Origin of the sequence: Actinosynnema sp. NPDC059797 (genome assembly GCF_042732085.1) — a bacterium.
Lineage (GTDB): Bacteria > Actinomycetota > Actinomycetes > Mycobacteriales > Pseudonocardiaceae > Actinosynnema.
In genome coordinates this window covers 93715-105256 of sequence record NZ_JBHWIE010000007.1, presented here as the reverse complement: position 1 = coordinate 105256, position 11542 = coordinate 93715, and the positions used below count along the sequence as shown (strand labels likewise).

The 11542-nt window shown below is 72.2% G+C and carries 10 protein-coding genes, 2 tRNA genes and 1 riboswitch; of the genes, 2 read left to right on the top strand and 10 right to left on the bottom strand.

All coding sequences use genetic code 11. From position 1 onward, the window contains the following. Window positions 1-69: 69 nt before the first annotated feature. The 4 genes from ACFV4N_RS04435 to gltX all read right to left on the bottom strand — a co-directional run bounded on the left by ACFV4N_RS04435 (window position 70) and on the right by gltX (window position 2784). Window positions 70-142: transfer RNA gene (locus tag ACFV4N_RS04435), tRNA-Glu, on the bottom strand. A gap of 105 nt (window positions 143-247) precedes the next feature. After that, window positions 248-319, bottom strand: a tRNA-Gln gene (locus ACFV4N_RS04430). A gap of 117 nt (window positions 320-436) precedes the next feature. Continuing rightward, window positions 437-1120 (bottom strand): HAD family hydrolase, encoded by a 684-nt coding sequence (locus tag ACFV4N_RS04425; RefSeq protein ID WP_499671083.1) that lies wholly within the window; start codon window positions 1118-1120, stop codon window positions 437-439. A 158-nt stretch (window positions 1121-1278) separates the two neighbouring features. Further along, window positions 1279-2784, bottom strand: coding sequence for a glutamate--tRNA ligase (gltX, locus tag ACFV4N_RS04420; RefSeq protein WP_499671082.1), 1506 nt, complete (start codon window positions 2782-2784; stop codon window positions 1279-1281). Window positions 2785-2867: 83 nt separating this feature from the next. Between gltX and ACFV4N_RS04415 the strand changes: the two genes are divergently transcribed. Next, window positions 2868-4121, top strand: coding sequence for an FAD-dependent oxidoreductase (locus ACFV4N_RS04415; protein WP_499671081.1), 1254 nt, complete (start codon window positions 2868-2870; stop codon window positions 4119-4121). A gap of 13 nt (window positions 4122-4134) precedes the next feature. On the opposite strand, the gene ACFV4N_RS04410 is transcribed toward ACFV4N_RS04415, so the two are convergent. Continuing rightward, window positions 4135-4905: a fumarylacetoacetate hydrolase family protein gene (locus tag ACFV4N_RS04410; protein WP_499671080.1), complete on the bottom strand. Its 771-nt coding sequence runs from the start codon at window positions 4903-4905 to the stop codon at window positions 4135-4137. Between the two features lie 56 nt (window positions 4906-4961). Between ACFV4N_RS04410 and ACFV4N_RS04405 the strand changes: the two genes are divergently transcribed. Then, window positions 4962-5582 (top strand): S1 family peptidase, encoded by a 621-nt coding sequence (locus ACFV4N_RS04405; protein WP_499671079.1) that lies wholly within the window; start codon window positions 4962-4964, stop codon window positions 5580-5582. On the opposite strand, the gene cimA is transcribed toward ACFV4N_RS04405, so the two are convergent. From cimA to ACFV4N_RS04380, 5 genes are all read right to left on the bottom strand, one after another. Then, window positions 5563-7158, bottom strand: coding sequence for a citramalate synthase (gene cimA, locus ACFV4N_RS04400; protein WP_499671078.1), 1596 nt, complete (start codon window positions 7156-7158; stop codon window positions 5563-5565). The genes ACFV4N_RS04405 and cimA overlap by 20 nt on opposite strands. Window positions 7159-7356: 198 nt before the next feature. Next, window positions 7357-8337 (bottom strand): ABC transporter substrate-binding protein, encoded by a 981-nt coding sequence (locus tag ACFV4N_RS04395; protein ID WP_499671077.1) that lies wholly within the window; start codon window positions 8335-8337, stop codon window positions 7357-7359. After that, the gene (locus ACFV4N_RS04390; protein WP_499671076.1) at window positions 8331-9083 is read right to left on the bottom strand and encodes an ABC transporter ATP-binding protein; all 753 of its coding nucleotides are present in this window, start codon (window positions 9081-9083) and stop codon (window positions 8331-8333) included. Before ACFV4N_RS04390 ends, ACFV4N_RS04395 begins: the two co-directional genes overlap by 7 nt. After that, window positions 9083-10150: a FecCD family ABC transporter permease gene (locus ACFV4N_RS04385; RefSeq protein WP_499671075.1), complete on the bottom strand. Its 1068-nt coding sequence runs from the start codon at window positions 10148-10150 to the stop codon at window positions 9083-9085. Before ACFV4N_RS04385 ends, ACFV4N_RS04390 begins: the two co-directional genes overlap by 1 nt. A 93-nt stretch (window positions 10151-10243) precedes the next feature. Beyond that, window positions 10244-10359: riboswitch (cobalamin riboswitch) on the bottom strand. Between the two features lie 76 nt (window positions 10360-10435). After that, on the bottom strand, window positions 10436-11476 hold the full coding sequence (locus ACFV4N_RS04380) for a 3-isopropylmalate dehydrogenase (RefSeq protein ID WP_033431525.1): 1041 nt from the start codon (window positions 11474-11476) through the stop codon (window positions 10436-10438). Window positions 11477-11542: the final 66 nt, after the last annotated feature.

Here is an 11542-nt window from a genome sequence, read left to right as displayed (position 1 = left end):
TTGCACCCCCGGGTGTAAATGCGAAAGATCCCCGTTCTGCGTAAGCAGAACGGGGATCTCCCGGATCTGTAGCCCCGAAGGGATTCGAACCCTCGCTACCGCCTTGAGAGGGCGGCGTCCTAGGCCGCTAGACGACGGGGCCCTAGTGACTTGCCTTGTTCAGTTTAGCAGGTCTTCGGATTCTTGCAAAATCCGCTTTCCTGTCCTGCGCCGGTAGCCTAGCACGTCTTTCTTCCTACCGTTGCAGCTGGGGTACCAGGACTCGAACCTAGACTAACTGAACCAGAATCAGTCGTGCTGCCAATTACACCATACCCCATTGGTTTCCCGGCTAGCTTACCCGTCCTCCCGGGATCTTGTCCTCGGGGTTTCGGGGGCTCTCCGTTCCGCCGGGGAGAATACTAGACCACGCCCCCGGCGGAACGGAAATCGGGGGTCACGCGGAGGTGGCCGCCAGCTCGCAGACCAGGAGTTCGGGCAGCTCAGACAGGCTGCTGATGGCCGCGACGCCCGCCGGCAGCGCGCCTTCCCGCGGGCCCTGGCGGTTCAGCCACACGCCCTTCATGCCCGCGTCCCGGGCGCCGATCGCGTCGGCGTGCAGGCGGTCCCCGACGTGGACCGCGTCCTCGACGTCCACGCCCAGGTCGGCGCACGCGGTGTCGAAGATCACCCGGTCCGGTTTCGCGGCGCCGACCTCGCCCGCGATGAGGACCGTGTCGAAGTACTGCGCCAGGCCGAGCATGGAGATCTTCGCCCGCTGGTGGCGGCCTGAGGCGTTGCTCACAGCGGCCAGGGGCAGGCCGGCGGCCCGCAGCCACTCCAGGCACGGCACCACGTCGGGGAACAGCCGCCACCCCGAGGCCAGGACCTCCTGGCGCCGCAGTTCCCTGCGGGTCGCCTCCTCCTGGTCCAGGTCCTCCCCCAGCGCCGCGAAGAAGGCGCGCGTGCGGATGTTGCGCATGGTCTCGTACTCGAGCTCGCCGGCGAGGAGGCGGGCGCAGTGCTCGTCGGTGATGCGCTGCCACAGCGGCCAGGCGTCGGCGTTGCCGACCATCGCGGCCAGGGCGGCCCGGGACGAGGTGCTGTAGTCGACGAGGGTGTCGTCCACGTCGAGGCACACGGCCCGGATTTCGCCGGTTCTCCGAGGGGTAAAAGTCGGGGCTGCGGTTGTCACCCTGAGAGGCTAGGTGCGCCCACCCCTCGTCCGACTCAGCCAGAGAGGTGATATCTGGGGGTTCTTGCACGGTCAAGCACCGCAGAACCCCCCGATAGCACCACTCACATTGCCCCGAGCGCGCGACGCAATCGCCCGATCGAGCGACTCCGGCCCACGAGTTCCATGGATTCGTACAGAGGTGGCGAGACGGTACGGCCCGTCACGGCGACCCGCACCGGGGCGTACGCCTTGCGCGGCTTGAGGCCCATTCCGTCCACAAGCGACACCTTCAGGGCTTCCTCGATCGCGCCGGCCGTCCACTCCGGAAGCGACTCCAGGGCGTTGACGCTCGCCTCCAGCACCGGCCGCGCGTCCTCGCCCAGGGCCTTGGCCGCGGAGTCCTCCTCCGGGGCGAAGTCCTCTTCAGGCACGAACAGGAACCGGACCATCCCGGACGCTTCGGACAGCACGACCAGGCGCTCCTGCACCAGCGGCGCGACGCCCGACAGCAGCGCCAGCTGCTCCTCGGTCGGCTCGGGCGGCAGCACGCCGTCCTTGACCAGGTGGGGCAGCACGCGCCGGACGAACTCGTCCACCGGCAGCGCGCGCAGGTGCGTGGCGTTGATCGCCTCGGCCTTCTTCAGGTCGAAGCGGGCCGGGTTGGCGCTGACCCTGCTCAGCTCGAACGCCTCGAACATCTCGGCCATCGAGAAGATGTCGCGGTCGTCGGCGATGGACCAGCCCAGCAGCGCCAGGTAGTTCAGCAGGCCCTCGGGCAGGAAGCCGCGGTCGCGGTAGAGGAACAGGTTCGACTGCGGGTCGCGCTTGGAGAGCTTCTTGTTGCCCTCGCCCGTCACGTACGGCAGGTGGCCGAACTCCGGCGTGAAGCCGGCCACGCCGATGCGGGTCAGCGCCTGGTACAGGGCGATCTGGCGGGGCGTCGACGGGAGCAGGTCCTCGCCGCGCAGCACGTGCGTGATGCCCATGAGCGCGTCGTCGACCGGGTTCACGAACGGGTACAGCGGGTCGCCGTTGGCGCGCACCAGCACCGGGTCGGGCGTGCTGCCCGCCTTGAACGTGACCTCGCCGCGCACCAGGTCCACCCAGGAGATGTCCTCGTCGGGCATCCGCAGCCGCAGCACGGGGGCGCGGCCCTCGGCGCGGAAGGCGGCCTTCTGCTCGTCGGTGAGGTCGCGGTCGTAGCCGTCGTAGCCGAGCTTCGGGTCCTGCCCGGCGGCCTTGCGGCGGGCCTCGACCTCCTCCGGGGTGGAGAAGGACTCGTACAGCTCGCCCGCCTCGAACAGGCGCTTGGCCACGTCGTCGTAGAGGTCGCGCCGCAGGCTCTGCCGGTACGGCGCGTGCGGGCCGCCGACCTCGGGCCCCTCGTCCCAGTCGAGGCCGAGCCAGCGCATGGCCTCCAGCAGCGAGAGGTACGACTCCTCGGAGTCCCGGGCCGCGTCGGTGTCCTCGATGCGGAACACCACCTTGCCGCCCGCGTGGCGGGCGAACGCCCAGTTGAACAGGGCGGTGCGGATGAGCCCCACGTGGGGCGTGCCGGTCGGCGACGGGGAGAACCTGACGCGGACCCCGGTGCCGGCCGCTTCTGGAGTGGCTGCTGATGCGCTCATGACCCGATCAGCCTATCCGCCTTGACCAACGGGTTCCCCGGGAGCATCCTGAACTTATTCAACTCATGTTGAAAAGGGGAGGGATGACCGTGGAACGGACGAGCGTCGCCGTCGTCGGCGGCGGACCGGCGGGCATGGTGTGCGCGTTGCTGCTGGCCAGGGCCGGTGTCGAGGTGACGGTGCTGGAGAAGCACGGCGATTTCCTGCGGGACTTCCGCGGCGACACGGTGCACGCGTCCACGCTGACGCTGCTGGACGAGCTGGGCCTGGGGCCGTCGTTCGCCGAGGTGCCGCACCAGCTCGTCGACCGGGTGCAGGTGATGCTGGACAGCGGGCTGCAGACGATGGGCGACCTGTCGCGGCTCCCCGGTCCGCACAAGCACATCGCGTTCGTGCCCCAGTGGGACTTCCTGGACCTGCTGGCCGACGCGGGCAGGCGCGAGCCCTCGTTCACCCTGCGGATGGACACCGAGGTCGTCGGCCTGCTCCGGGAGGGCGGCAGGGTCACCGGCGTCCGCTACCGCACGGCGGGCGGCGACACCGGCGAGCTGGCGGCCGACCTCGTGGTCGCGGCCGACGGCCGGCACTCGCTGGTGCGCGCCCAGGCCGGGCTGCCGGTGCGCGCGTTCGGCGCGCCGATGGACGTGTGGTGGTTCCGCCTGCCGCGCAACCCGGACGAGCTGAACGGGGCGACCGGCCGGTTCAGCCGGGGCAACGCGCTGGTGCTGATCAACCGGGGCGACTACTTCCAGACCGCCTACCTGATCCGCAAGGGCACCGACCGGGAGCTGCGGCGGGAGGGCGTCGAGGCGTTCCGGGAGCGCGTCGTGGGGCTGGTGCCGTGGCTGGCGGACCGCGTCGACGCGATCGGGTCGCTGGACGAGGTGAAGCTGCTGGACGTCAAGCTCGACCGGCTGCGGCGCTGGCACGCCGACGGGCTGCTGTGCATCGGCGACGCGGCGCACGCCATGTCGCCCATCGGCGGGGTCGGCATCAACCTGGCCGTGCAGGACGCGGTGGCCGCCGCGCGCATCGTCGCGGCACCGCTGCGGCGCGGCGAGCTGACCCCGCGGGTGCTGGCGAGGGTGCGGCGCCGCCGGTGGCTGCCGACCGCGGTGACGCAGGCGGTCCAGCGGCGCATCCAGGACTCGTTCCTCGAGCCGACCCTGGTGGGCGCCCCGGGCGCGGACCCCGGGAAGCCGCCGCGGCCGGTCCGGCTGATGCGGCGCTTCCCGGTGCTCCAGGCGGTGCCCGCCTACCTGGTGGGGGTCGGGCTGCTGCCCGAGCACGCGCCGGCGTTCGCCCGCCGCGCGCCCGAGCGGATCGAGCGGAGCTGAGGGAGGTCCCCGGTCAGCGGTTGCCGACCGCGTTGGTGAGCGTGCCCAGGCCCTCCACGGTCACCGACACGGTCTGCCCGGCGGCCAGCGGGCCGACGCCGGCGGGCGTGCCGGTCAGGATCACGTCCAGCGGGCGCAGGGTCATCACCGAGGAGATGTGCTCGATCAGCTCGGGGATGCCGTGGATCAGCAGCGAGGTCCGCGAGTCCTGCTTCACCACCCCGTCCACCTCGGTGCGGATGGCCACGTCGGAGGGGTCGAACTCGGTCTCCACCCACGGGCCCAGCGGGCAGAACGTGTCGAAGCCCTTGGCCCGCGTCCACTGCCCGTCGGTCTTCTGGAGGTCCCGCGCGGTCACGTCGTTGGCGATCGTGTAGCCCAGGATCGACTGCCTCGCGCGGGACGCGGGGATGTCCCGGCCGCCGACGCCGACGACGACGGCCAGCTCGCCCTCGAAGTCGACCCGCTCGGACACCGCGGGCAGCTTGATCTCGGCGTTCGGGCCGATCACCGCCGTGTTCGGCTTGAGGAACATCAGCGGTTCGCCGGGGACCTCGTTGCCCAGCTCGGCGGCGTGCTCGGCGTAGTTGCGGCCGATCGCCACGATCTTGGGCGGCAGGAACGGTGCGAGCAGGCGGACGTCGGCCAGCGGCCAGCGCCTGCCGGTGAACGTCGGGTTCGCGAAGGGGTCGTCGGCGATCTCGACCGCGGTCAGGTCGTCGCCGTCGCCTTCGATGGCGGCGAAGGCGAGGCCGTCTGGCTGGGCGATACGGGCAATGCGCACGGAGTTCACCCTAACCGGCGGCTTGAAAGCGCACGTGGCGTGCCTAGCGTCGAAGGATGCGAACCCTGTTCTTCGCGCTCCTCCTGTTGCTGGGCGCGGCCGCCCCCGCCGCCGCCGCCCCGGTGCCCCTGGAAGCGGGCACCCTCCTGAGCACGCCCTCCGCGCCGTACCGGTGCGTCAACGGCTACAACGTCCGCGGGCACCTGCTGGTCGCGCCGAACTGCGGCGCCGTCGGCACGGTCGTGCGCGGCCCCGGCGGCGCCGACGTCGGCCCGATCGTGGCCGTCCGCCAGACCTACGCGGTGGTGCGGATCACCAACACCGCCGCGTGGGTCCAGCGGCCGACCATCGTCGGCCACCCCGGGGTCATCACCGGCTCCACCGAATCACCCGTTGGTGCGGCGGTGTGCACGGTCGGCCGCACCATCGGCCTGAGGTGCGGCACCCTGCAGGCCAAGAACGTGACCGTCAACTACCCCGAAGGAGTGGTGACGGGGTTGAGCCGGACGAACCTGTGCACCGAGCCCGGCGAGGTGTGGAGCCCGGTGTTCAGCGGCTCCCAGGCCCAGGGGCATCTCCTCGGCGGCAGCGGGAACTGCTCGTCCGGCGGCACGTCGTTCTTCCAGCCGATCAACCGGGTCCTGGCGGCGGAGCGCCTCACGCTCGTGACGGGCTGACCCGCGACGCCTTGTGCACGAGCGCGTCGCACAGGGCGAGCCAGGACGCCTCGACGATGTTGCCGTGCACGCCCACGGTGGTCCACTCGCGCTCGCCGTCGGTGGACTCCACGAGCACGCGGGTGACGGCGTCGGTGCCGTGCTGATCCGTGAGGATGCGGACCTTGTAGTCGTTCAGCTCCACCGCGTCCAGCCAGGACAGGTGGGGCAGCAGCGCCTTGCGCAGGGCCGCGTCCAGCGCGTGCACCGGCCCGTTGCCCTCGGCGGTGGCGATGACCCGCTCGCCCGCCACGTGCACCTTGACCGTGGCCTCGGACACGATGACGCCGTCCTGGCGGTGGTCGAGCACCACCCGGTAGGACTCCAGCTCGAACGGGGCCTCGTCCAGTTCGGACAGCTCCGCCTTGAGCAGCAGCTCCAGGGAGGCGTCGGCGGCCTCGAACGACCAGCCGCCCGCCTCCAGGTCCTTGACCTTGCGCACCGCGCTGGTCAGGGCGTCGGGCCGACGGGTCAGGTCGATCCCCAGCTCACGTCCCTTGAGCTCGAGACTGGCCCGACCCGCCATCTCGGTGACCAGCACCCGCATGTCGTTGCCGACGGTCCCCGGGTCGATGTGGTTGTACAGCTCCGGGTCGACCTTGATCGCGCTCGCGTGCAGGCCCGCCTTGTGGGCGAAGGCCGACGACCCGACGTATGCCTGGTGGGTGTCGGGTGCGATGTTGGCGATCTCGGCGAGGGCATGGGAGACGCGGGTGAGCTCGGCCAGCGACTCGTGCGGTAGCACCTGGAGGCCGAGCTTGGTCACGAGGTTGCCCACGACGGCGAACAGGTCCGCGTTGCCCGCTCGCTCGCCGTAGCCGTTGGCGGTGCACTGGACGTGGGTCGCCCCCGCCTGCACCGCGGCCACGGTGTTGGCCACCGCGCAGGACGTGTCGTCCTGGCAGTGGATGCCGACGCGGAAGCCCGTGCGGGCGATGACGTCGGCGACGGTCTCGGCCAGGCCCAGGGGCAGCTGCCCGCCGTTGGTGTCGCACAGCACGACCACGTCCGCGCCACCCTCCACAGCGGACTCCAGCACCCGCAGGGAGGTGTCCGGGTCGAAGGCGTGGCCGTCGAAGAAGTGCTCGGCGTCGAGGAAGACCCGGCGCCCCTCGTCGACCAGGAAGCGGACGGTGTCGCGGACCATGGCGCAGTTCTCCGCCACGTCGGTGCGCAGGGCCCGCTCGATGTGCCTGCGGTCGGACTTGGCGACCAGCGTCACCACCGGCGCCTGGCTGTCCAGCAGGGCCCTGACCTGCGGGTCCTCCGCCACCCGGACCCCGGCCTTGCGGGTGGAGCCGAAGGCGACGAGCTGCGCGTGCTTGAGCATGAGGTCGCCCGCCGCGGCGCGGGCGAAGAACTCGGTGTCCTTGGGCAGCGCGCCCGGCCACCCACCCTCGATGAAGCCCACGCCCAGCGAGTCGAGCAGCCGGGCCACGGCCAGCTTGTCGGTGACCGAGTACGAGATGCCCTCGCGCTGGGCACCGTCCCGCAGGGTCGTGTCATAGACGTGGAAACTGTCGCCGAGGGGGGTCACGTGGGGGCTCCTAGGGATCTGGGAAAACAAAAAGACCCCCCGCGGGATGCGAGAGGTCTGCGCGTCGGCTGCTCGGAGGGAGCACTTACCCGACGCGCTGGGAAATAATGATCACGGTGTGGAGAGCCACGTCGGCGATAGTGCCACAACCCGCCCGCGCTGACCAAGCCACGGACGGGTTGTCCCACATGGTGGGTGTCAGCCACCGGCCAGGAACCTGGCGAACGCCTCGATGGCGGCCGGGTTGCGCGGCGATTCCACCAGCGCCGCGTAAGGCAGGACGAAGAACCGCTTGTCCCTGATGGCGGGCACGTCCTTGAGCGGTTCGTACGATTCCAGGAACGCCCGCTTCTGCTCGGGCGTGCTCGCGTCGCCGTCGGCGTAGTCGTTGATCAGGATCACCTCGGGCGCGCGGGCGACCACGGCCTCCCAGCCGACCGTCGTCCAGCTGTCGTCGAGGTCGCCGAATACGTTCTCGCCGCCGGCCTTGCCGATGACGTCCTGCGGCGCGGCGTTGCGGCCGGCGGTGATCGGCGTGTCGCGGCCGCTGTCGTAGAGGAACACCCTCGGGCGCTCCCCCCGGACGAGCCGCCCGGCGGCGGCGACCTGCTCCCGGTAGCCCGCGACGAGCCGCTCGGCCCGGTCCTCGACGCCGAAGATCCGGCCGAGGTTGAGCAGGTCGGTGTAGAGGGCCTCCAGCGGGGGCATGATGCCGCGCTGCTTCCCGGTGCCGTTCCGGCACGCCTCGGTGAGCTGGTAGGTGGCGATGCCCAGCTCGGCGAGCGCGTCCGGGGTGAACCCGGTGCTCTCGGAGAAGCCGTAGTTCCAGCCCGCGAAGACCAGGTCCGCGCCCGCGCCCTGGACCAGCTCCTCGCCGATCTCCTCGCCCAGGTGCGGCACGCGCTCGAAGTCGGCCTTCCACGGCGAGGACGCCACGTCGCCGGCCTTGGCGGAGGCGGGGATGGTGTAGCCGACCACCCGGTCGGCCAGGCCGAGCGCGAACATCAGCTCGGTGATGCCGGTGTCGTTGGTGACCACGCGGGTGGGTCTCGCGTACGAGACCTCCCGGCCGCAGTTGGTGACGGTGACGGTCTCCTCCGACCGCGGCCCCTCGGCGACCCGAGCGCCGCACGCCGTCACGAGCAGGGCCGCGGCGAGCGCGGTGAGCTTCCTCAGCACGGGGTTGCCTCCTGGTGGTCGAACAGCAGCTGGGGCGCCCCGGTGGCGGGGTGCTCGACGACGTGGGCGCGGACGCGGAAGACCTCGGCCAGCAGCTCCGGGGTGAGCACCTCGGCGGGCGTGCCGCTGCGCACCACCCGGCCCCGGTCGAGCACGTGCAGGCGGTCGCAGTGGGCGGCGGCCAGGTTGAGGTCGTGCAGCACGGCCAGGACGGTGACGCCCAGGCTCCGGACCAGGGCGAGCACGGCGAGCTGGTGGCTGATGTCCAGGTGGTTGGTCGGCTCGTCGAGGACCAGCACCTTCGGCTCCTGGGCCAGGGCGCGGGCGATCAGCACGCGCTGCCGCTCGCCGCCCGACAGGGTGAGGAAGCCGCGGTGCGCCAGGTGGGCCGCGTCCACCCGGGACAGCGCCTCGCGCACGATGGCCCCGTCGCCGGGCCCCGTGCCGTGGGGCAGGCGGCCCAGGGCGACGACCTCGGTGACGGTGAAGTCGAACTCGACGTGGTTGTCCTGGGTGAGCGCGGCCAGCTCGCGGGCGGTGTCGCGGACCCGGGCGGCGGCGACGTCGCGGCCGTCGAGGCGGACCGCTCCCCCGTGCGGCTCGAGCGCCCGGTAGACGCAGCGCAGCAGGGTGGACTTGCCGCTGCCGTTGGGGCCGACGACGCCGTGCACCTCGCCCGTGCCGGCGGTCAGGTCGACGCCGCGCAGGATGCCGTCGACGGCCAGGTCCTCGATGCGCAGCTCCATCAGGCGCCCCCGAACACGTAGCCGCGCCGGCGCATCAGGAACACGAAGCACGGCACGCCCAGGGCCGCGGTGATGATGCCCAGCGGCAGCTCCTCGGGCGCGGCGAGCAGGCGGGCGGCGACGTCCACCCAGACCAGGAAGCAGGCGCCCGCGAGCGGCGCCACGGCGAGCACCCGGCGGTGGTCCGCGCCGACGACCAGGCGGACCAGGTGGGGCAGCATGAGGCCGACGAAGCCGACCGCGCCGCTGACCGCGACGAGCACGCCGGTCATGGCGGCGGTGACCAGGAACAGGGCGCGGCGGGTGCGCGCGACGTCGACGCCGAGGGTGGTGGCGGTCTCGTCGCCCATGGCCAGGGCGTTGAGGCGCCCGGCGCGGGCGGTGAGGTAGGCGGTGCCGGCGACGACCACGGCCGCCGCGACCGGCACCGACGCCCAGGTGACCCCGCCCAGGCTGCCCAGCAGCCAGAACACGGCGGCGCGGGCCGCCTCGCCGCGGGGCGACTGGAAGACCAGCAGCATCGCGATCGCGGAGAAGCCGTGGGCGAGGGCGGTGCCGGTGAGGACCAGGCGCAGCGGCGTCAGGCCGCCCTGGCGGGCCACCAGGTAGACCAGGGCGGTGGCGGCCAGGGCCGACAGGAACGCGGCCGCGGACAGGGCGTAGACGCCGAGCGAGGCGAACAGGCCGGTGGTGGCGACCGCCGTGGCGCCGACGCTCGCGCCCGAGGAGATGCCCAGCACGTACGGGTCGGCCAGGGCGTTGCGGACCACCGCCTGGACGGCCACGCCGACCGCGGCCAGCCCCGCGCCCACCACGGCGGCCAGCAGCACGCGCGGCAGCCGGATGTCCCACACGATCCGGTAGTGGCCCGCGTCCGCGGCCTCGACCACCCCGCCCGTGACGGCCGCGTGCAGGTAGCGCACCACGTCGTCGAACGGCACGGCGATCGGGCCGAGCGCCACGCCGCACACCACCGAGACCGCCAGCGCGACGGCCAGGGCCGCGCACGCGGCGGCGGTGGAGCGGGAGCTGGGCGGCCTCGCGGGCCTGGCGGTCGTCGCGGTCACCGGGCGCCTTCCGGGCGGGTGGCCTCGACCCGGTCACGCGCGGTCCGCGACGGGTCCGGCGCGCATCCGTCCCGCAGACCACGGCAGGAGTGGAGCTTCTTCCCACCGCCCGCGGGTGATCGGGCTCGCCGAAGGCGACTTCGGCTTACCGTTGCGGGTCAGCGCCGGACTCTCACCGGACTTCCCCCACGGGCGGCGAACGCGACCTTAACGCGGAGGGCCACCACGACCGGTGTCGTGGTGGCCCTCGTCACGTGCCCTTGCTTCGGCAGCCCCCCGGGTTCGTCAGGCCCCGGTGCGGACGTTCGACGACACCAGGGCGGCCAGGCGGTCGCCCACGGCGTAGGTGGCGCCCGGCGACGAGTGGTCGCGGGTGGCCAGGTCGAAGGCCACCGAGGCCTCGATCCGCCGCGCCGCCTCCGACTCGCCCAGGTGGTCGAGCATCAGCGCCACCGACAGCACGGCGGCCGTCGGGTCGGCGATGCCCTGGCCCGCGATGTCCGGCGCGCTGCCGTGCACCGGCTCGAACATGCTCGGGTTCCGCCTGGTCACGTCGAGGTTGCCCGACGCCGCCAGCCCGATGCCGCCGGTCACGGCCGCCGCCAGGTCGGTCAGGATGTCGCCGAACAGGTTGTCGGTGACGATCACGTCGTACCGGCCCGGGTCGGTCACCAGGTGGATGGTGGCCGCGTCCACGTGCTGGTACGCCACGGTCACGTCCGGGTGCTGGAGCGACACCTCCTCGACCACGCGCGACCACAGCGAGCCGGCGTGGGTGAGCACGTTGGTCTTGTGCACCAGGGTCAGGTGCTTGCGCGGCCGGTTGGCCGCCCTGGCGAACGCGTCGCGCACCACCCGCTCCACGCCGAACGAGGTGTTGATCGACACCTCGGTCGCGATCTCGTGCGGGGTGTCCTTGCGCAGGAGCCCGCCGTTGCCCGCGTACAGGCCCTCGGTGCCCTCCCGGACGACCACCATGTCGATCTCCGGCGGGTCCGCGATCGGGCTGCGGACACCCGGGTAGAGCCGGGCCGGGCGCAGGTTCACGTGGTGGTCGAGTTCGAACCGGAGCCGGAGCAGGAGGCCCCGTTCCAGGATGCCGCTGGGCACGGAGGGGTCGCCCACTGCGCCGAGCAGGATCGCGTCGTGCTGGCGGAGCTCACCGAGCACCGACTCCGGCAACAACTCACCTGTGGCGTGCCAGCGCGCCGCGCCGAGGTCGTAGCGGGTGATCTCAGCCGCTGGAACGACCTCACCGAGCACCTTCAGGGCCTCGGCGACGACCTCGGGCCCGATCCCGTCCCCTGGGATCACTGCGAGCCGCATCCACACACCTCCCAGGTATCAGTCCCATCTCGCGGGACTAGTTTTCAATGCGAAAGGCTACCGGGC